This window comes from Pedobacter sp. PACM 27299 (genome assembly GCF_001412655.1).
Taxonomy (GTDB): Bacteria; Bacteroidota; Bacteroidia; order Sphingobacteriales; family Sphingobacteriaceae; genus Pedobacter.
Window position 1 is genome coordinate 671,861 of record NZ_CP012996.1, and the last position, 20,710, is coordinate 692,570.

General features: G+C 42.2%; 16 protein-coding genes. 7 read left to right on the forward strand and 9 right to left on the reverse strand.

Annotation, left to right across the window (positions count from 1 at the left end; translation table 11 throughout):
* Positions 1 to 13: 13 nt before the first annotated feature.
* Positions 14 to 205 (forward strand): hypothetical protein, encoded by a 192-nt coding sequence (locus AQ505_RS02795; protein ID WP_062546776.1) that lies wholly within the window; start codon positions 14 to 16, stop codon positions 203 to 205.
* 383 nt (positions 206 to 588) lie between these two features.
* The gene (locus AQ505_RS02800; RefSeq protein WP_062546777.1) at positions 589 to 1,101 is read left to right on the forward strand and encodes a GAF domain-containing protein; all 513 of its coding nucleotides are present in this window, start codon (positions 589 to 591) and stop codon (positions 1,099 to 1,101) included.
* On the opposite strand, the gene AQ505_RS02805 is transcribed toward AQ505_RS02800, so the two are convergent.
* From AQ505_RS02805 to AQ505_RS02820, 4 genes are read right to left on the reverse strand one after another with little or no spacing between them, the layout of a single operon-like run.
* On the reverse strand, positions 1,098 to 1,952 hold the full coding sequence (locus AQ505_RS02805; protein ID WP_062546778.1) for a hypothetical protein: 855 nt from the start codon (positions 1,950 to 1,952) through the stop codon (positions 1,098 to 1,100). The genes AQ505_RS02800 and AQ505_RS02805 overlap by 4 nt on opposite strands.
* An 18-nt stretch (positions 1,953 to 1,970) precedes the next feature.
* A complete protein-coding gene (locus AQ505_RS02810; RefSeq protein WP_062546779.1) occupies positions 1,971 to 3,308 on the reverse strand; it encodes a TolC family protein in 1,338 nt (445 codons plus the stop codon).
* The gene (locus tag AQ505_RS02815) at positions 3,305 to 6,430 is read right to left on the reverse strand and encodes an efflux RND transporter permease subunit (RefSeq protein WP_062546780.1); all 3,126 of its coding nucleotides are present in this window, start codon (positions 6,428 to 6,430) and stop codon (positions 3,305 to 3,307) included. The genes AQ505_RS02810 and AQ505_RS02815 overlap by 4 nt, the downstream gene beginning before the upstream one ends.
* Positions 6,431 to 6,439: 9 nt before the next feature.
* Complete coding sequence (locus AQ505_RS02820) at positions 6,440 to 7,516, reverse strand: efflux RND transporter periplasmic adaptor subunit (RefSeq protein WP_062546781.1); 1,077 nt, start codon at positions 7,514 to 7,516, stop codon at positions 6,440 to 6,442.
* Positions 7,517 to 7,800: 284 nt separating this feature from the next.
* Here AQ505_RS02820 and AQ505_RS02825 point away from each other — a divergent pair, with 284 nt between their 5' ends.
* Positions 7,801 to 9,591 (forward strand): M61 family metallopeptidase, encoded by a 1,791-nt coding sequence (locus AQ505_RS02825; protein WP_062546782.1) that lies wholly within the window; start codon positions 7,801 to 7,803, stop codon positions 9,589 to 9,591.
* Positions 9,592 to 9,675: 84 nt separating this feature from the next.
* Here the strand turns inward: AQ505_RS02825 and AQ505_RS02830 are convergent, their stop codons facing one another.
* From AQ505_RS02830 to AQ505_RS02850, 5 genes are all read right to left on the reverse strand, one after another.
* Positions 9,676 to 10,155, reverse strand: a complete 480-nt coding sequence (locus AQ505_RS02830) for a hypothetical protein (protein ID WP_062546783.1) — start codon at positions 10,153 to 10,155, stop codon at positions 9,676 to 9,678.
* 117 nt (positions 10,156 to 10,272) lie between these two features.
* Entirely contained in the window at positions 10,273 to 11,169 is an 897-nt protein-coding gene (locus AQ505_RS02835) for a lysylphosphatidylglycerol synthase transmembrane domain-containing protein (RefSeq protein ID WP_062546784.1), read from the reverse strand.
* 5 nt (positions 11,170 to 11,174) lie between these two features.
* Complete coding sequence (locus AQ505_RS02840; RefSeq protein WP_062546785.1) at positions 11,175 to 11,960, reverse strand: polysaccharide deacetylase family protein; 786 nt, start codon at positions 11,958 to 11,960, stop codon at positions 11,175 to 11,177.
* Positions 11,961 to 11,972: 12 nt separating this feature from the next.
* Complete coding sequence (locus tag AQ505_RS02845; protein ID WP_062546786.1) at positions 11,973 to 12,911, reverse strand: glycosyltransferase family 2 protein; 939 nt, start codon at positions 12,909 to 12,911, stop codon at positions 11,973 to 11,975.
* On the reverse strand, positions 12,904 to 14,100 hold the full coding sequence (locus tag AQ505_RS02850; protein WP_197286290.1) for a glycosyltransferase family 87 protein: 1,197 nt from the start codon (positions 14,098 to 14,100) through the stop codon (positions 12,904 to 12,906). The genes AQ505_RS02845 and AQ505_RS02850 overlap by 8 nt, the downstream gene beginning before the upstream one ends.
* A gap of 538 nt (positions 14,101 to 14,638) precedes the next feature.
* Between AQ505_RS02850 and AQ505_RS02855 the strand changes: the two genes are divergently transcribed.
* From AQ505_RS02855 to AQ505_RS02870, 4 genes are all read left to right on the forward strand, one after another.
* Positions 14,639 to 16,411, forward strand: coding sequence for an AMP-dependent synthetase/ligase (locus AQ505_RS02855; protein WP_062546788.1), 1,773 nt, complete (start codon positions 14,639 to 14,641; stop codon positions 16,409 to 16,411).
* Complete coding sequence (ggt, locus tag AQ505_RS02860; RefSeq protein ID WP_062546789.1) at positions 16,389 to 18,107, forward strand: gamma-glutamyltransferase; 1,719 nt, start codon at positions 16,389 to 16,391, stop codon at positions 18,105 to 18,107. Before AQ505_RS02855 ends, ggt begins: the two co-directional genes overlap by 23 nt.
* Positions 18,108 to 18,231: 124 nt before the next feature.
* On the forward strand, positions 18,232 to 19,548 hold the full coding sequence (locus tag AQ505_RS02865) for an OmpA family protein (protein ID WP_062550863.1): 1,317 nt from the start codon (positions 18,232 to 18,234) through the stop codon (positions 19,546 to 19,548).
* Between the two features lie 285 nt (positions 19,549 to 19,833).
* Positions 19,834 to 20,670 carry a DUF6266 family protein gene (locus AQ505_RS02870; RefSeq protein ID WP_062546790.1) on the forward strand — a complete coding sequence of 279 codons (837 nt, stop codon included), beginning with the start codon at positions 19,834 to 19,836 and terminating at the stop codon, positions 20,668 to 20,670.
* Positions 20,671 to 20,710: the final 40 nt, after the last annotated feature.

Genomic DNA, 20,710 nt, shown 5'->3' on the forward strand with positions numbered 1-20,710 from the left:
CTTAGATTTGTGAATGAAACACTCAGAAAGTCATATTCAAATGGTCGCAGACACACTCATGCCTGGCTTCGTACCCAATGATCCTAATGAAACTACCCTGATCTTTCACTTTACTTTACCTCCGGATGAGAGCTATAAGGTGGAATATCTGAAATCTGCTAAAAACATCTGGGAATTTAGCAACGCTGAAAAAGTGGAACGCTAATAATTACAATTATTTTTTTTAAGAACCCCCCGGAATTTAATTACTTTTGATTGATATTCAGTGTGATAGCTGGATTGGTGTGAGGGCACCTCTATTTAAAATAGGATAATAAATATTTAATTGCAATAGCGTAGTTAAATAGGCTATTAAATCATCAAACTGAGTAATAATCTCCCGGAGTTTGCTGGGGGCTTATGATCTGTTTTTGAGCTTTTCATTATACGAGTAATGGGCAGCTTACCCGCATCTGGCCTGGTTATTGCAAAAAGATGCTATAGGGTGTGATTAATTTGTAATATGATTTTCTTCCTGTATACCATAGAGATACGCCATATCATGGGGTATGGTAATTGTTAAACGGTAGGTAACTAGATCTTAAAAAATTGGAAAATAACTTGGGGGGGGTCTTAGTTTCATCGAATGAAGAGGCAAGACTGGAAAATTTAAAAAAATACAAGATACTTTATACGAAAACTGAACCTTATTTTGATCAGCTGGCTGCGATTACTGCAACGATGATGAATACACCTATTGCGATGATCAATTTCGTAGATAAGGATGTAGTCTGGACAAAGGCCGATCAGCATGGACAAGCCGGCAAAGAAATAGAGCGAGGATCGAGCCTCTGCTCGCTGGCCATTCTAAATGAGAGTGTTACCGTATATGAAGATTTAATTCAAAATCCAGCATTGGTGTCTAATCCACTGTATTTAGGAGAATCCGGCCTGCGCTTTTATGCCGCTGCGGCCATCACTACCAACGAAGGGTTTAGAGTGGGGGCAGTTTGTATCGTAGATAAAAAGCCTCGTGTATTCGGAGAAGAAGACCGTAAAAAGCTGGAGAAAATTGCCTTGATGGTCAGACTGGAAATGAACAAAAGAATTGGAATCTCTTAAACAGTAATGCCTTCTTTTCTCAGGATGTAATTGTAAATTCCGGTAATTGGTTTCTGGTAGATCTTTCCTACGTGGATATGGTTCTTAGTACAGATTTCTCTCAGGATGTCCTGGTAGTAAAAGGCAATGGAGCCTACAAAATGGCAATTCAGCGTTTTATAATTGTTATACTCTTTGATGTTACTGTCTACAAATTCCTGAAATCCAGCCCTTAGAATGTGCTGAATGTAAGGATGATCAGTATGATCAGCCATGAAACGGCTTACTGAAGCCAGATAGGTATTTGGAGAGGGCATCTGATACAATTGTGTCACTACCGTCTCTTTGTCGATCTGATAGGCTTTCGCGAAAGCTGCGGAAAGTTCCGGAGGCATAGTACCATAAAGATATCCAGTGATCATCTTGCGGCCGAAAAACGTGCCCGAACCCTCATCTCCCAGTACATAACCCAATCCATGATGGCCGCTGTGTACATTCTTGCCATCATAATAAGAAATGTTAGAACCAGTGCCTAGAATACAAGTCAATCCTTCCTGATCACCGCAGGTCGCATACGCAGAACCAATCAGGTCATGCTCCACAGAAACATAAGCCTGGGTAAAAAAAGAAGAAATTCCGTTAGAAATCACTTCCACCTTATCCGGTGAAGAGCACCCAGCGCCAAAAAAGTAAATTTCCTTCACCTGATCTGCATAAGCGGCAATTTCCTTCTTCTTAGAAAAAAGTTTAAATATGTCCTGCGCATTCAAAAAATAAGGGTTAATTCCTTGGGTGCTAAAGCTAATGGTTTCTTCCGGGGTGTATCCCATCCAATCGGTTTTAGAAGAACCGCTGTCTGCTACTAGTATCATTCGCTAAAAATAACAATCTTATTGAATATTTAACGTTCCACTGATTTCTTTTAAGCTGATTTCTGTTAGTTTTGCCTGATATTGGGCATCTAAATAACGGGTAATAGCCGTTATAGAATTCTTTTGTGCCTCTCTGAGCTCCAATGGAGCGATACTGCCTAGTCGGTATTTCTCGAGCGTAATGTCCAGATTTTGTTTAGCGATGTCCAGATTGTGCTGCTCCACTTTCAGTAAGTCCAGATTCGTCTGGTAATTCTGAAAAGCAGTGAGCAGCTGTGCATTTAAATCCAGTCTGGTTTTCTCCAGGTTCAGCTCCGAGGAATTGATTTCTATTTTCGCATTGCGCTCATTCTGGCGCTGTAAAAAGCCATTAAAAAGATTCAGACTGGCCGTTACACCATAAGTGAAACCCTGGGCACGAAACTTCTGGTTAAATCCCGTCGGACTCGTGCTATTCGAAAACTCATAACCACTATTCAGACCAACCGTAGGGTACCGCTGTCCTTTTACCTGTTTTAAAGCCAGCTCGGCAATCTTTTTATTGATGAAAGCAGACTGTAATGTCGGACTCAACTGCTCGGTTAAACCGGCCAGTTCCGTATAGTTCAGGTTTTGTGCTATCCTGATGTTTTCATCTACTTCAAAAACCAGGTTAAGATCGCGGGCCATCACCTGGTTTAATGTCACCATGCTGTTTTTTAGCAGGTTCTTCTGCTGCAGATAAGCGGAAGTATCTGCATTATAATCCACGGTTGCGGCCAATACATCCAGTTTTGATCCCCTGCCAATGGCCAGTTTGTTTTGTGCAATGGTTAAGCGCATCTTAGAAATGTCTAATGATGTATCCGCTGCCATCACCAATTGCTGCTGTCTGGCAATGGCATAATAACCACTGATCACATCGGCAACGGTAGTGAGGATGGTGCCTTTTGCAGTTACCTCTCCCAATTTCTGTAATTCCTTCAAACGGTCGTAGTTTGCAAACATCTGGAAGCCATCAAAAACTGTCCAGCCCAGCGAAGCACCATAATTCTGGTTGGTACTTCTTACGCCATCCGATTTTTTTTCTACACCTGTTGCTGCGGTTTGCACCGTATTCTGTTTGCTGCCACCCTTACTATAATCAGCGGTCAGCTGTGGCAGCATACCTGCATTTCCAGGATTCACATTGTTTTTCGCAATGCGGATGTCATTGTTCACGAGCTTAATGTCGTAATTGTTCTTTAATGCAGTGCTGATGGCCTCTTCCAGACTCAGTTTTTGCTGTGCAAAACCAGTACTGCCCAGTAGCAACAGGGCAATGCTGAACAAGAGGTTTTTGCTTTTTAGAAGCTGATAGCTTGGAAACTGGATCATGATTTCTTATCGTTTTTTTCTGACGCTTCTTCTGCCAATGCGGCTTTCAGCGAAAGTTCTAATTCTGTATTTGCTTTGTGTTCTTTTGACCAGTAGGAATAAATAGCCGGGATCACAAATAAGGTCAGGATCAAGGCGAACATGGTTCCTCCAACGATCACAATTCCCATCCCCATCCTGCTTTTTGCAGCAGCGCCTAAAGCCATTGCAATTGGCAATGCCCCGATGGCAATCGCCAGACTGGTCATTAAAATTGGCCTTAACCTGGAAACAGAAGCTTCCCGGATGGCATCATGCACGCTTTTACCGGTTTCTTTCAGCTGGTTGGCAAACTCCACGATCAGGATCCCGTTTTTGGTCACCAGACCGATGAGCATAATCGTCCCAATCTGACTAAAAATATTCCAGCTTTGCCCGAAAAGCCAGAGCGATAAAAATGCACCGGCAACGGCCATTGGTACGGTTAAGATGATGATGATCGGATCAATAAAGCTTTCAAATTGTGCGGATAAAATCAGGTACACCAGCAATAGCGCCAGGCCAAAGGCAAACATGGTATTGGAAGAACTTTCCTTGAAATCTCTGGATTCTCCACCAAGATCTGTAGAGAAAGATTCGTCCAGAATTTTCTCAGAAATCCGGTCCATGGCCGCAATTCCTTCGCCAATACTTTTACCTGGAGCTAAACCTGCGGAAACAGTAGCAGAGATGAAACGATTATTTCTATACAGTTGCGGCGGACTGCTTTTTTCAATTGCCGTCACCAGGTTATCAATCTGGATCAGCTCGCCCTTGTCATTTCTGACATATACTGAACTTAAATCCAAAGGATCTTTACGGTCGTTCATCTCAAACTGCCCGATCACCTGGTATTGTTTGCCATTCATGAAGAAATAAGAGAAACGCTGTCCGCTCAATCCCAATTGCAGCGCAAGGCCGATATCGGAAACGGATACCCCCAGATTTCTCGCCTTATCCCGGTCAATGGTCAAATCAATCTCCGGTTTATTAAATTTCAGGTCTACATCGGAGGTCGTAAAAGTCGGATCTTTAGCCACCTCATCCATAAACAAAGGCATTTTTTCACGAAGCTTTTCGAAGTTTTGTGCCTGAATGATATAGTTCACCGGCAATCCCCCACGACGGCCCACAGAAATGGTAGGCTGCTGCGTAACGACAACTTTCCCTTCCGTATAACCTCTGGTAATTTTAGTCAGCTTGGCAGCAATTTCATCCTGTGTCCTGCCACGGTCGCCCGGATCACTTAAGCCCATCCGGATGAAACCACTATTCGTAGATCCCGAACCTCCAAATCCTGGAGAGGTGATGGTAATATTTACCTTCGTTTCTGGAATAGAATCACTGATCATCTGCTGGATTTTCAGCATGAAACGATCCGTGTATTCAAAAGAAGATCCCTCAGGGGTAGTGACCCTCATATTGATGGCACTCCTATCGTCATAAGGGGCGGTTTCTTTCGGTAACAGCTGCCAGAAAAGCCCGATAACAGCCACACATACTACAATAATCGGAATGGCCAGCCATTTTTTATCCAGGAATTTATTCAGATTTTCCGCATAACTTTCATTCAGCCTCACAAAATATGGCTCAGTCATGTTGTAAAACTTCGATTTTTTATGCCCCGTTGATTTCATCAGGTAGGCATTCAGCATCGGTGTTAGCGTTAAAGATACGAATGCCGAGATGAGGACCGCGGCACCGATCACGATCCCGAACTCCCGAAAGAGCCGGCCCACAAATCCTTCTAAAAAGATCACCGGTAAGAATACAGCGGCCAAAGTGACTGAGATCGAAATCACCGCAAAGAAAATCTCATTGGAACCTTTAATGGCAGCTTCAAAAGGAGAATAGCCTTCTTCCACTTTCTTGAAAATATTTTCTGTGACTACAATCCCGTCATCCACCACCAGACCAGTAGCCAGTACAATCGCCAGGAGCGACAATACGTTGATCGAGAAGCCGAAAATGTACATGATAAAGAAGGTGAATACCAAGGATACAGGAATGTCAATTAATGGACGGATGGCGATAGCCCAATCCCTAAAGAACAGGTAAATGATTAGGATCACGAGTACCAGGGACAGCATAATGGTTTCTGCAACTTCGGTCACCGACATTTTGATGAACTTCGTATTGTCTAAAGAGATATTTAGTTTAATATCTTCTGGGATGTCCTTTTTTAACTGCTCAAATCTTTTATCGAATTCCTTGGAAATTTCCAGGTAATTGGCCCCCGGCTGTGGGATCAAGCCCACGGCAACCATTGGTTTTCCCGATTCCCTTAAAATGGTTTCTTCGTTCTCTGAGCCTAAAGCGGCATAACCGATGTCCTTCAGACGCACCACCTGATCTCCGTCGTTTTTCAGGATCAGGTTATTAAATTCATCTTCATTGGTCAGTTTACCCAATGTTTTTACAATCAACTCCGTATTGGCTCCGGTAATTTTTCCGGAAGGCAGCTCTACGTTTTCATTGTTCAGGGCAGTCACGATGTCCTGTGTAGTTAAACCATAAGCCGCCAGTTTATCCGGAGAAATCCGGATGCGCATCGCATATTTCCGCTGTCCCTGAATTTGTACACTGCTCACACCGGTAATGGTTTGGAGACGGTCTGCAATCACATTTTCAGCATAATCACTCAGCTCCATGACATTCCTTTTATCACTTTGAATGGTCATGGTGATGATGGCATCGGAGTTGGCATCCGCTTTACTCACTACCGGATTTCCATCAATATCTTTCGGTAAACTTCTTGCTGCCTGAGAAACTTTATCCCTCACGTCATTCGCCGCGTCATCAATGTCTTTGTTCAGGTTAAATTCTATGGTAATATTACTGCTTCCCTGATTACTGGAAGAAGAAATGTTCCTGATCCCATCAATTCCGTTGATAGATTTCTCCAGAGGTTCTGTTATCTGTGACTCAATAATGTCTGAATTCGCTCCAGGATAGGAGGTTCTTACCGAAACTACGGTAGGATCGATGTTCGGGTATTCCCGGACACCCAGAAAATTATAGCCGATCACCCCAAAAAGGAGGATCATGAGGTTCATTACGATGGCCAGAACGGGCCTCTTTATACTGGTGGTTGAAATACTCATAAATAAAACTTAATTTTTAACCACAGTTACTTTCACAGGAGCATCCTGCTTTAAGGCCATTGCACCAGTAGTGAGCACGGTATCACCCACTTTTAATCCCGAAGTAATTACAATATTTTCCGCAGTACGCGTTCCCGCTTCCACAGGAATCTGCTGTGCTTTTCCATTTTTGCTGATGAAGACTGTTTTTCCTTTTAAGACCGGAATGATGGCTTCATTTGGAATGAGGATCGCATCTTTTGCTGTGCTTAGCGCCAGTTTAATTTTTGCAAATGAACCCGGACGAAGTTCCTGATCTGGATTAGGAACCAATGCTTTTATTTGTAAAGTTCTGGTTGCGGTATTGATGCCCGGCTCAATCGCATATACCCTTCCCGTAAATGTTTTCGGATAACCATCAGTGGTAAAGGAAATGTCAGCACCTGATTTAATCTGTCCGATGTATTTTTCCGGAACAGAGAAGCTCAGTTTTAAGGGGTTGATGCTGGATAAATTGGCGATCACCATCGTAGGAGTTAAATAAACACCTTCAGAGATAGAGCGCAAGCCTATTTTTCCATTAAATGGGGCATAAATAGCAGTTTTTGCCAGCTGCGCACGCACCAGCTGTACCTGGGCTTTTAAAGATTGCAGGTTGGCCAACGAGGTATCATATTCTTCCTGACTAATTGCGCCTTTATCCAATAGCTGTTTAGAGCGGTTTTCATTGGTTGCACTCAAACTTTGTTTGGTCAGTGCATCCTGTAATTGTGCCTGTATGTCGCGGTCGTTGATTTTTACCAGCAAACTGCCTTTGGTTACATTAGAGCCTTCTTTGAAATTAATTTTGGTCACCAATCCTGATACCTCCGAACGCAGGTCTACAGTTTCATTGGCCTCCAGTGTTCCGGTGATGTCTATATTGCTGTCAAAATCACCCGTAGAAACTACCATTCCATTCACTTGTAAACCCTTTGCCGGAGCTCCCTTGCCTTTCGACATTCCGGGGCCGTCGCCGGCAATTTTTTTATTCGCTGAAATCCGATAGTAAACTAAATAGGCGATGCCTAGAGCGATGAGGGTATAGATAATGTACCTTAGTTTCATATTTGTGTGGTGTGTGGGGTAATGTAACAAGCAAAAATATTTATTTAAACCGCCTCTAATCGCTTGTATTAAGGATGTTACAGCTTAATTGTCAATTTAAAGGCAAGCAAAAAAGGATAAGTCATAAATTTGCGAAACAGTATGACCCTTGAAAAGGCAGATGGTTTAGCGTAATTTAGGCAATTCGTATAATAATTGTGTGACAAAAGGAAAAGACCGGTGAGGCGCTTAACTGAGCCGATGAAAAGATCTGGGAAATATTAAAATCAGCAGGAAACAATTCAATGAAAAAAACAGTAACAGGATTAGTATTATTACTATCATTAGGTATGACCGCAAAATCGCAGGTGAAAGTAGATTTCGAGGTGAGCTTTATAGAGCCACAAGCCCACTATGTGGAAATGGAAATGAACATTTCCGGATTAACAAAAGACTATGTAGATGTAAAGATGCCAGTATGGGCACCAGGTTCTTACCTGATTCGTGAGTTTGAGAAAAGTGTAGAAGATTTTACGGCTACGGCGAACGGCAAACCTGCAAAATTTGAGAAAGTAAGAAAAAATGCCTGGAGGGTCTATTCAGCAAAAGCGAAAAACGTAAAAATTAAATATAGAGTGTATGCATTTGAAGTTTCGGTGCGTACTTCTTTCATAGACGACCGCCATGCTTTCCTATCGAGCACTGGTATTTTCATGTATCCTGATGGAATGCTGAACCTGCCAAGTACGGTAAAAGTGATCCCTTTTAAAGGATGGACACAGGTATCTACAGGTTTAGAGCCGGTACCAGGAAAGGCTTTCACCTATACAGCAGCAGATTTTGATATTTTATTCGATAGCCCTATAGAAGTGGGGAATCAGGATATCTTCGAATTTGAAGCTTCCGGTGTAAAACATACAGTAGCGATGTTTGGTGGTGGTAACTACGATAAAGAGCGCTTGAAAGTAGATATGGCGAAAGTTGTGGAGCAGGGAACCGCTATTTATGGCGAAAACCCGAACAAACATTACACCTTTATTGTGCATAACTTTTCAAGAGGCGGCGGCGGTTTAGAGCATTTAAACTCTACGGTACTTGGCGCTTCCCGCGATGCTTACAATACACCAGAAGGTTATTTAGGCTTCATGAATCTGGTAGCTCATGAATATTATCATTTATGGAACGTGAAAAGAATGCGCCCGATCGCTTTAGGCCCATTTGATTACGACAATGAGAATTATACCACCAACTTATGGGTATCGGAAGGTTTCACGTCTTACTATGAGAACAAACTGGTATTGCGTGCAGGTTTTATAAATCAGCAGGAATTTGTAGATGGATTGGTAACCGCAGTAGCCAATGTATCCAATACACCGGGTGCTAAAGTACAGTCTGCAGCAGAATCTAGTTACGATGCCTGGATCAAAGGATACAGACCAAATGAAAACTCTAACAACACGGGTGTTTCTTATTACAGCAAAGGTGAAGTAGTAGGTCTATTGATGGACATCGAAATTGCGAATGCAACAAAAGGAAAGAAAAGTCTGGATGATGTGATGAAAGCGATGTACCTGCAAGGGAAAAAATTAAACAGAGGATATACTGATGCTGAATTTAAGGCAATGGTAGAAAAAATCAGCGGGCAGGATTTTACTGATTTCTGGGCTAAATATGTGACAGGTACGCATCCATTGGAGTATGATAAATACTTAGGATATGCAGGGATCAAGGTCAAAAATGAAAACGAAGGAAAACAAATTCCTTATGTTGGTGTAGCAGCAAAGAAAACTGAAGGAAGAATTTTCATCTCTGCAGTATCGAGAAATTCGGCTGCATGGGTAGACGGCCTGAATGTAAATGATGAACTGATCAGCGTCAATGGTGTTCCGGTACGCGCAGTGGTTTTAGACCGTATGCCGGTGATTGCCAACAGCAAAGTAGGTGAGGTCATTACAGTGAAAATAGCAAGAGATGGCTTGGAAAGAGATTTCAAGGTAACGCTAAAAGCGAATCCAAACTTAAAACTACTAGCGGAAATGGATCCTAATGCCAGTGCCACGGCAGTTGCGGTACGTAAAGGCTGGATGGGTATTTAAATCGCTGGATAACCTATAAAAAAAGGGTTAATCTGCATAAACTTATGCAGATTAACCCTTTTTTTAATTCGTTTTTTTACGAAATTAGAACGTGAAACGGATAGATAGTCCTACGCCAGAAGCGTCGAAATCTGTTTCAGGAACCAATCCGATTGCTGGTTTCCAGTCTAAAGAAAGGTTAATTGGTGCATCAGCAAATTTGTAATCCAAACCTAAAACACCGTCTACTCCTAAATAAAGGTCGCTGCCATTGTGTGGTTTGTATTTAACAGATCCTACGGTACCACCAATACCATAGTACCAGTTTAAACCTGCAGCATTGTTGATCGGGTTATAGATTTCATATAAACCAGTTACGCGGAAATAATTCGAATGATCCGTAGATCTAAAGTTGGCAATTAAATCTATCATTTTATTTCCACCCAATGTTGTTTTGAAAGTCACACCGTTCGCAGCACCAAAGCGACCACCGATAGCATTCTTGTAACTTTGCGCGTTTGAAGTGGATTGGAATGCAAACGTAGCAATCACTGATAGACAAATAATAGTAAGTAATTTCTTCATAATTGTGTTTTATTTAATTTTTATAGCTGATTCGTGTCATAACAACTATTGTGCCGTATTCAACTTAAAGGGCTAATCGTGTAACATTTTAGTGGTGACTTAAGGTCTGATTTGGCGCTAATCACCTGATTTAATGGCGTTTTTGTCTTCCTTAGTCAGGCTCTTGGTATGAAAAACAAAATAGGCACCTGGTAGCGAGGATAATGCCGAAATGCTGTAAAATAACAAGCTGATTGTGATCGCTACCTGCGGATCAAGTACAAAATACTTCGCGCCATACATGAATACCAGTTCTCTTGCGCCCAGACCACCAATAGTAAGTGGAAATAAAGCCAATAAAGAGGAAGCCATAAACAGTAATATATAAGGTAGGAATGGCCCATCAACCCGCAAAGTATACAATATAAACAGGGCGCAGAGCAGCTGACAGGTTTGTCCGCCCAATGCTTTGAGGTGGATCATTAAAAACGAAGGGACATATTGCTTAAACCACAACTTCAATATCAGGTAATAGCCGGCAGTTCCCAGAATGATCAGGATCCATGCCCAATAAGCGGGGATAGGCAATCCGGTTGTTCTGGAAAGCAGCAGCAACAGCAATACGGTGAGTGCCCACAGACCACTCAGTTTGTCCATAAATACAGCGGTCACTAATTTACGCGTCTCGATGCCATATTCTTTACGCAGCAAAAAGATCTTATAGCCGTCGCCGCCAATTCCGCCAGGAAGAAACATATTGTAAAACATGCCCAGCAGGTATAATTTATAGTTGAGCCATTCCGAAAGCTTCAAGCCGATGCATTCAAAAAAACTTCTGACCCTGGAAGAGGCAAACAATTGAGAACATATAAAGGCAATAAAAGCGCCGGCTAATGGAACTGGATCTGCTTGTGCGACAGTTGCGCGGGTCTTTTCCAGATCTACATTGCTGAATACCCAGAATAAAGCGCCAGCGGTAAGCAGCACCTTGATCAGGATTTTAAAAATGGAAAATAGGGTTTTTGACTTTATCATGTCGCTTATATTGGTTTGGATACCCGCTTCACAAAAGAAGCAATCGTCACAAACTCTGCGTTTTTCTGTTTTAATTTATGGATAAACTGATCCATTCTGCTGATCATTTTCACACCGGTATTCTTGCGTACATATCCTGGAAAGCCAAAGCGCTCCGGATCATCCAGATCGGTGAATTCCCATGGATGAAAATAAACATTCAGGTAACCATCCGTTTTTATAGTCCAGCGGGCCATAGCCGTATACAGCCACAATGGAAGGTTATGGAAAGACAGCCAGAACAATGGGAACCTGATCAGTGGTGTCACTGAAGCCGGGATCTGCAAGACCTTGTCTGTTTTGAAATGAGTTCTTGGCAGGTGCAGGTTATTGTATCGGCCCGGCAGCCAGGTTGGATTAATCGAGCTGTTGTATTCATAACCTGCATTTTGTATGTCTAGATCATCGGTAGGCTGCATTCTCGCCATGCGGTATCCGATAACGGGCGCCTGAATGATCTTTTCCAGTTCCAGTCTGGAAGAAAGCAAATGCTCTACTTTGAAATCAGAATGGTAATATCCGTGAGATGCCAGTTCATGGCCCTGATCCAATATTCGCTGAATCGTTGCAGGCGCATTCTGCGCAAAAATAACGGTGCTAAAAAACGTTGCTTTTACCTGATAGCCTTCCAATATATCCAGTATCGCTTCCGTACCTGCAATAGAGATGTCCATTTGATCTTTAAAAGAGATCTCTTTATGGTATTCGAAGGGCATATCAAACTCTTCGATATCGAAACTTAGTAGTATCACGTGTGTTGTTTTTTAGCTTTTTATATTTGTTGACCGAACGATGTAATTCGGCCTTAATTTGACCTGCATAAACATCTTTCCAAGGTATATTCCAATAATACCCAGAATGATCAGCTGTAAGCCTCCAAAAAATGCAATGGTCATAATGATGGATGCCCAGCCAGAAACTTCGTGTCCAAAGGTAAAGGCATAGAGTACATAGGGCAAATATAAGACGGATATTCCGGAAAAGACAAATCCCAGGTAAACGACATTGTACAATGGCTTTATTGAGAAGGAGGTGACGCCTTGCAGCGCTAAACCAACCATCTTTTTAAAAGTATATTTAGAGCTCCCCGAAAATCTTTCTGCGGGGTCATAGCTGACCGCATATTGTTTAAAGCCGATCCATTTCACTAAACCACGTAAAAATGGTTCATTCTCATGAAATTCTTTAAAAACATCCACTACTTTTCGATCCAGCAGTCTGAAATCTGAGGCCCCCTGATCCAATTCCACAGAGGCCATCCGGTTCAGGACCTGATAGAACAATTTTGAAGTGATCCGCTTTTTAAAAGGCAGTCTTTTATCTTCATTTCTGATGGTATAAACCACTTCGTGGCCTTCTTCCCATCTTTGAATCAGCTCCGGAATCAGCTCCGGCGGATGCTGCATGTCACCATCCATACAGATCACACCCGCACCGCGCGCATGGTCCATCCCGGCTTTAACGGCCTGCTGATGTCCAAAATTACGGGAAAATTCAATATGAAAAATATGATCACTATGTTTGGCCATCATTTCCAATACGGCCATGGTGCTGTCTGTACAGCCATCTGCCACAAAAATGATTTCAAATGTATAGTTCGGCAAGCCAGCGAAGACTTCCCGGATACTGGCCGCAATTACAGGGATATTGTCTGCTTCATTGTAAGCAGGAATCACCACGGAGATTAACCTTTGATTAGTCATGAGCCGGAATGGATTTTCTAAAATCTACGGTCAACATCTGATATACGATGGTCAGCCAAACCAATACACAAGGTAATGCTTTTAAAGAATAAGGCATAATATAGGTTCTTCTGATGTGTCTCGGAAATAAATCTGAAGGGGAGAAACTGGTCAGTAACATGGCAAAAACAAATAGGGCAATGACCCACCATTTTTTTGGATCCGGCTGGATGATGAACCAGATGGCTACGCCCAGCATGGCAATAATATAGGTTGGCGATTCTGAACCACTGCTGAAGATCACAGTAAATATCAAAACCGAGCTCAGCATCATCAGTTGAAAATCAGTGCTTTTATATTGGCTCACACGAAGGTAAGGCAAGGCAAATAAGGCTAATCCTCCCAGCAAAAACGGGGTGTTTGGAATGGAAGCATCCCCGGAGATGCGCCTCACCATTCCCATGACGGAAATGTCCTGCATAGAAACCAGGGAGGCATTCAGTGAGTTTTTATAGATTAAGGATTCCTTCCAGTCAATATGAGAGGACCAGACAAAATTCAGGTCTGAAAGCACTGCAGGTAAAAATGTCAGTATCGGCAATAATATCAGTCCACCGACAACAAACTTTGTTTTATTCTTCGCAAAGAAGAAGAAAGCCAGTCCAACGATGCCATATAATTTCACTAAAAAACCAATGATGATCATCGCTGCAGCTTTGACTTCCTGCTGTTTATAGATAAAAGAAAAAGCGAGTAAGATCAAGCCGGTCAGCGCTACATTGAACTGGAAACTCAATAAGGCAGTGAGTGCCTCATGTAAACAGATGATGGCTACCCAGGACTGCTGTTTCTGCTTAATCGGCAGGTTATAAATCCCCCAATACAAGACCAGTGCATTACACACGTTCCATAGAACGGCTCCGAAAGCATCCGGTAAAAGTGCGAACGGAGCGATCAGCAGGGCAAAGAATGGGCCGTAGTGATTGCTGTCCAGATACAGCAGCGGATTTTCTGTATATAAATTCAGGTGGTTTATGCTATGCCAAAATACATGCTTGAAAATTTTGTAATTGTTGTAAGTGCCGTGTAAATACTGTTTGGTAGCTGAAACGACTGCAGCAATCAGGTATAAGCCCAGTATTACTTTTTTATCCAGGATAAATGCAACTAAGCGGTTCGGAGCTTTGCTTGGAATAGACATTGAAGACATAGATGCAAATGTGTGTGTGTTCCTGTTTTAATCAGTCGAGCTTGGTATTGATCAATACGATTAGGGATGTCGCTGGATCTCTTTGCTTACAGGTGTTTTTCTTAATCTAATTAATTTGGTAAATGGTTTTTTATAGCGCTCGCTAGCTGCGGTCTATGCTTTTTATGGAATAGCACGCTTTAATAAGCAAAGGTAAATTTTCGGCATATATAATAGATGATTTGATTGAAAATATGTTACATTAATTAGGGGAATAATTAAAATCAATTTAACTGAGGCTCAATGAATCTAACATGGCTTTGGAATGGCGTTTAAAGCGATCGGTTTAAAACACAAAGCTGTGATTGAATTTTTGATTGAATTCAGATCGCTGAAAACTGAGGCTATTTTCGGGAGATTACGGTAGGATAGTGCACAAAATCTTCTCCTGATTATTCTTGGAAAAAGAAAACATACCATTATAATAATTGGTTTTAATAGCACTAATAATTTGTTAGATTTGAGAAAGACCAGGTAATAATTATAAAAATAACCGTTTATGGCTGTAAATATCACACGCGTATTTGATTTACTTCAATACAATTTAGAGAATTTTCCCAAAGAGGAGTTTATAAGTGGTAAGGTTAAAGGGGAGTGGAAAAAATATAGTACCCAGCATTTTTGTGAAACGGTGGATACACTGAGCAGAGGTTTGCTGGGGATCGGTGTCAAAAAAGGGTCAAAGGTTGCTGTTATGTCTGCCAATCGCCCGGAATGGAACATTACAGACTTCGCAATTATACAGTTAGGTGCCTACCAGGTACCTTTATACCCGACATTAGCGGAGCATGACATTAAGTTTATTTTGGAAAATGCAGCTGTGAATGTTGTTTTTGTAGCGGATGAACTGATCTATCAAAAAGTAAAAATAGCTGCTGCAGAATTGACATCGGAGCTGAAGGTGTATAGTTTCGATCCGGTAAAAGGAATTCCCTCCTGGGAGGAATTGCTGGAGGCAGGGAAGGCTCAGGGCGGACTGGACTTGGAAGTTTACCGTGCGGAAGTGAAAGCTGATGATATTTTAACCTTAATCTATACCTCTGGTACTACAGGTACACCAAAAGGAGTGATGCTGACCCATGACAACCTGGTGAAAAATTTTGAAAAGTCTTCGGTGCTGGTGCCTCCTGGACTCCACAAGGCATTGAGCTTTTTACCATTATCGCATATTTTTGAACGCATGATTGTGTACCTCCACATGTACAAAGGAGCATCAGTATATTATGCAGAAAGTATGGAAACTATTGTGGGCGACATACAATTTGTGAAACCCAATGCTTTCTCTACTGTTCCACGTTTGCTGGAAAAGGTATACGATAAAATTATGGAGAAAGGAAAGGAATTAACAGGCATCAAAAGAGGCATATTTTTCTGGGCGCTTTCCGTTGCGGAAAAATTCGAATTCGATAACGGTCCTTTTTATAAGTTCAAACTCGGCATTGCCAGAAAGCTGGTCTTTAAGAAATGGCAGGAAGCGCTGGGCGGCGAAATTGTGGTGATTGTTTCTGGAGGAGCTGCTTTAAACGCGCGTTTATGCAGGATTTTCTGGGCAGCAGGAATGCCGGTCATGGAAGGATACGGCTTAACAGAAACTTCGCCGGTGATCACGGTAAATTATATCGGGGCCACCAGATTTGGAACTGTAGGGCCGCCGATTGATGGCGTAGAAGTGAAGATTGCTGAAGATGGGGAAGTATTGGCCCGCGGACATAACATTATGAAAGGCTATTATAACCATCCAGAACTGACTGCTGAGTCTATAGACAAAGACGGCTGGTTCCATACCGGAGATATTGGCGAACTGATCGAAGGCAGGTTCCTGAAAATCACCGATCGTAAAAAAGAAATCTTTAAAACGGCAGGCGGCAAATACGTAGCTCCACAGATGCTGGAAAATAAATTGAAAGAATCCCCTTTGGTGGAGCAGGTAATGGTACTTGGTGAAAACAGAAAGTTTCCATCGGCCTTAATTATTCCTACTTTTGCAGCGCTGAAAACCTGGTGTGCTAAAAAGGGAATTGCTTATACCACCAATGAACTGATGATCAAAGATCCGCAGGTATTGAAAAAGTATGATGAAATTGTTGCTTTTAGCGGCAAGGAGTTTGGCAAATGGGAACAGGTGAAACGCATTGCATTGCTCTCCAAAGAGTGGAGCATTGAAGGCGGTGAGCTGACCCCTAAACTGAGCTTAAAAAGAAAGGTCATTCTGGAGAAAAACGGACTGATCATAGAAAAAATTTATACAGATGCAGCGGATTATAAGGGCTAGATTATTTTTAAATATCAATGGGTTTTTGCTGATTACGGCCGTCCTATTATCAGGATGTGCAGGTACTCAGCCGGCTAGGAAAAATGAGAAAGACTACCGCAATGGGATGGTAGTTTCTGCCAGTCCTTTTGCCTCGAAAGTAGGGCTGGACATTTTGAAAAAAGGTGGAAATGCGGTGGATGCCGCAGTAGCCGTCCAATTTGCACTAGCCGTAGTATACCCCAATGCCGGAAATATCGGGGGCGGTGGTTTTATGGTTTATCGCGCTGCGGATGGCAGCAGCAATACCCTTGATTTTAGAGAAAAAGCCGGTGCTGCAGCATCAAGAGATATGTACCTGGATCAATCTGGTGCACCTATTGTCGATAAAAGCCTGTATGGGCAGCTGGCAGCTGGTGTTCCCGGTTCAGTTGCAGGTATGGTGACCGCACATGAAAAATATGGAAAATTGCCTTGGGCAACTTTAGTAGAGCCGGCAATTTTACTCGCCAGAAATGGTTTCCCCCTGAGCAAGCAGCAGGTGGGAGAGTTCAATGAGCTTCGCGAAAAATTACTGCAATTCAATCCGGATGGTACCGCTTTGCTGAAAGATGGCAAATGGACCGAAGGGGAGCTGCTGAAACAGGAAGAACTGGCCAGTACGCTGGAGCTGATCCGTGATCAAGGAAGGGCAGGGTTTTACGAAGGTAAAGTGGCGGATCTTTTATTAAAGGAAATGAATCGTGGTGGCGGTATCCTGACTAAAGCAGATTTACAACACTATCAGGCGATCTGGCGCAGGCCGATCACCGGAACATATAAAGATTACCGCATCATTACCATGCCTCCCCCATCCAGTGGAGGAATTGCGCTGATTCAGCTCTTGAAATCTGTGGAGCCATTTCCATTGAAAAAATGGGGATTCCAGCAGGATTCTACCGTACAGCTCATGGTGGAAGCAGAAAGAAGGGTGTATGCCGATCGTGCCACGCATTTGGGTGACCCAGATTTCTATGACGTTCCTGCAAATGCATTAATGAAAGATCAGTACATTAAGGACCGGATGAAAAGCATGGACTGGCTAAAGGCAACGCCCAGCGCTTCAGTTAAAGCAGGTGCAGTCCAGGGAAAAGAACATGAAGAAACCACGCATTATTCTATTGTAGATCAGGAAGGGAATGCAGTTTCTGTAACCACTACCCTGAACGGCTCCTATGGTGCAACAGTAGTAGTGAAAGGCGCAGGATTTCTACTCAACAATGAAATGGATGATTTTTCTGTGAAACCAGGGGCAGCCAATATGTATGGCCTGATTGGCGGCGAAGCGAATGCAATCGCGCCAGGAAAACGTATGCTGAGCTCTATGACGCCTACTATTCTTGAAAAAGATGGAAAACTATTCATGGTCGTGGGGACGCCTGGAGGATCGACGATTATAACGTCTGTTTTTCAGACCATTCTAAATGTGATCGAATTTGACCATAATATGCAGCAGGCAGTGTCTGCTAAACGTTTTCACCACCAATGGTTACCCGATTTGATCTATACTGAAAAAGGAGCAATAGATTCGATCACCCGCGTTAAACTGCAAGCTAAAGGCTATATCATTGCACCAAGAGGACCAATGGGTAGAGTAGACGCAATCCTGAAAACAAAACAAGGTGGTTATCAGGGTGCTGCAGATCCGCGTGGTGATGATCAATGGCTCGGTTGGTAGCTGTCTGAAATTCCACACACTTATTTTCAAATTACAGTCGTTTAAAGCAGTTTAAATAATTGGCCTGAGTATTGAATTGATTTCAATGATTAAACATTGTAATAATTTATTCAATACTTATCTTATGAAACAAAATCTATTTAAAGCCCTGCCTGTAGCTTTTGCTGCGCTCCTAATCGGAGGTTCTGTTCAGGCACAGGATCAAGCAGGTACAACCTCAAATCAGTTGACTACCTGGTCGATTGGCCTTAATGCTGGGGTTTTAACTCCTTTATCTCCTCTTGGTGGACATAATGATTTCTCTAATATGAAATCCAGCTTAGGTTACGGACTTTATATTAAGAAACAAATTACCCCTTATTTCTCCCTGCGTTTAGACGGAGTGAGAGGTAAATTGAAAGGTGATAACTCTGAAAACTGGAAAAGCGGTTCGCCAAATGCCAGTCCTGTAAATGCTTTTGAAACTAACCTGGACTATTCAGGAACTTTAAACGCAGTGGTAAATTTATTTAACATCAGTATGTTCAATGCGAACAGTGCAGTACAATTGTACGCTTCTGGTGGTGCTGGTTTAGCGGGTTACAAAGTGAAAACTTCAGCAACCTCTGGTGGTGCATTAGTAGACTATGCTGGTGGTAAAACAATTTCGGAATTGATTATTCCAGTTGGATTAGGTGCTAAATTTAAATTAGCAGACCGTGTAAACTTAGATTTAGGGTGGACTGTTAACTTTGTTGATGGTGATAATCTTGATGGTTATGCACGTGGTAACAGCAGCGATAAATATAACTACGGTTATGCAGGTTTAGAGTTTGCCTTAGGAAAAGGATCGAAACAATTGGCATGGCATAACCCGGTAGCTTTGACTTACGAAGAAGCTTTATCGGCAAAACAAACCGCAAATGCATTAAAAGCTGAGAATGATAAATTAAGAGGCGAAATGAACGACCTGTTAAAAGATTCTGATGGCGATGGTGTTGCGGATAAATTGGATAAATGTCCAGGTACTCCAGCAGGCGTTGTTGTTGACGGTTCTGGCTGTCCATTGAAAATCCCTGTACCAGTAATTCAGGAAAAAGTAATCATCACTGAAGCTGACCGTAAGGTAGTAGAAGAAGCGATTAAAAACTTAGAGTTTGATTTAGGAAAAGCAACGATCCGTGATAAATCTTACGCTACTTTAAACCGTGTTGCAGCATTATTAGTAGAGAAAAACTTTAGCCTTAAATTGGCAGGTCATACTGATAACACTGGTTCTATGGCTTTAAACTTACGTTTGTCGAAAGAAAGAGCGGAAGCTGTGAAAGCTTATTTAGTATCTCAAGGTGCTAATCCTTCACGTATTGAAGCAGTAGGTTATGGTCCAAACCAACCAATTGCAACGAATAAAACTGCCGCTGGTCGTCAACAAAATAGAAGAGTAGAATTTACACTTTACTAGTCGGTATTTAAATACTGAAAAGAAAACTGCCTTGCGATGAGCAAGGCGGTTTTTTTTGTGCTTAACTTTTTGAAGACATTCCATTTTTGTGATTTCATTTAAGGGAATTAGAGGGGCTTGGTAGGGCCCCTCTTCACAAATTTGCTTTCAAACCCTGTTTCAAGGGCGATTTTAAATACGATTAATTACTAATAATGTTAGTAATTAATTAAAGGTTATAAGAGGTGTGCTATTGTTTATTAGTATCTTGGTGTTTTATAATTCTAACCATTAACCCCTTGTATCATGGCAATATTCGCAGTTGGCCCTTTTGGGCGCCCTTCCGGGAAAATAGGAAACGTAGTCTTTTATGAATTAAACGGACAAATAGTGGGTCGTGGGATCGGAAAGGCAGGAAAGCCCAGCAAAAAACAATTGGCTAACCGTCAGGCCATGTCAGCGACCATGGATTTTTTGAAACCGATGACTGATTTTATCAATGTGAGTTTTAAATCGGAAGCCGAAGGCAGCTTGAAAAACCCGCATAACCTGGCCACCTCTTATAATAAGAAAAACGCTTTAACAGGTGAATATCCAAATATTCGGGTTGATTATACCAAAGCCATCCTCAGTAAAGGGCAGCTGGAATCGGCAAACCAATTAAAAATCAGCAAAGGAGAAAATGGTCTGCATTTGAGCTGGGATTCGAGTGTTGCTGAAAATGGCGAAAATGATGACTTGCTGATGGTCATGATCAGCCATCCGGGCAGAAAACGTGCAAGCAGCTATTTAAATGCAGCAAGAAGAGTAGAGGGGATTTGTTATCTTCCACTTGCTAAGGATTGGATGATGGAGGAGCAGATGGAAATTTATGTCTGTTTTAAATCGGCGAATGGCAAGTTGATCTCCGATAGTACCTATGTAGGTAATCTGAATGGTGCTCCAGCAACTAAAGAACAAAAGGCAGTAGAAACACAGTACCATGCGACGAAAACCCGCTATGATTTGGTGGCCGCTAATTACGATAAAAAAAGACTGGATTTTGCGGAGGGAATCCCTGAAAGCAAGGCCTTCCGCTGTCTGGAAACAGAATACTTCGCTTTAAAAAGTAAGCTGCTCATGCTGCAGGAAAAACCTTCCTGATCATCTGGAAAAATATTCTTTTTATAGGTCTGTTCCAGGC

Coding starts and splice junctions, on each gene's coding strand:
- AQ505_RS02795 (WP_062546776.1), top strand. CDS start 14: ATGAAACACTCAGAAAGTCATATTCAAATGGTCGCAGACACACTCATG.
- AQ505_RS02805 (WP_062546778.1), bottom strand. CDS start 1,952: ATGATACTAGTAGCAGACAGCGGTTCTTCTAAAACCGATTGGATGGGA.
- AQ505_RS02810 (WP_062546779.1), bottom strand. CDS start 3,308: ATGATCCAGTTTCCAAGCTATCAGCTTCTAAAAAGCAAAAACCTCTTG.
- AQ505_RS02815 (WP_062546780.1), bottom strand. CDS start 6,430: ATGAGTATTTCAACCACCAGTATAAAGAGGCCCGTTCTGGCCATCGTA.
- AQ505_RS02820 (WP_062546781.1), bottom strand. CDS start 7,516: ATGAAACTAAGGTACATTATCTATACCCTCATCGCTCTAGGCATCGCC.
- AQ505_RS02825 (WP_062546782.1), top strand. CDS start 7,801: ATGAAAAAAACAGTAACAGGATTAGTATTATTACTATCATTAGGTATG.
- AQ505_RS02830 (WP_062546783.1), bottom strand. CDS start 10,155: ATGAAGAAATTACTTACTATTATTTGTCTATCAGTGATTGCTACGTTT.
- AQ505_RS02835 (WP_062546784.1), bottom strand. CDS start 11,169: ATGATAAAGTCAAAAACCCTATTTTCCATTTTTAAAATCCTGATCAAG.
- AQ505_RS02845 (WP_062546786.1), bottom strand. CDS start 12,911: ATGACTAATCAAAGGTTAATCTCCGTGGTGATTCCTGCTTACAATGAA.
- AQ505_RS02850 (WP_197286290.1), bottom strand. CDS start 14,100: ATGTCTTCAATGTCTATTCCAAGCAAAGCTCCGAACCGCTTAGTTGCA.
- AQ505_RS02855 (WP_062546788.1), top strand. CDS start 14,639: ATGGCTGTAAATATCACACGCGTATTTGATTTACTTCAATACAATTTA.
- ggt (WP_062546789.1), top strand. CDS start 16,389: ATGCAGCGGATTATAAGGGCTAGATTATTTTTAAATATCAATGGGTTT.
- AQ505_RS02865 (WP_062550863.1), top strand. CDS start 18,232: ATGAAACAAAATCTATTTAAAGCCCTGCCTGTAGCTTTTGCTGCGCTC.
- AQ505_RS02870 (WP_062546790.1), top strand. CDS start 19,834: ATGGCAATATTCGCAGTTGGCCCTTTTGGGCGCCCTTCCGGGAAAATA.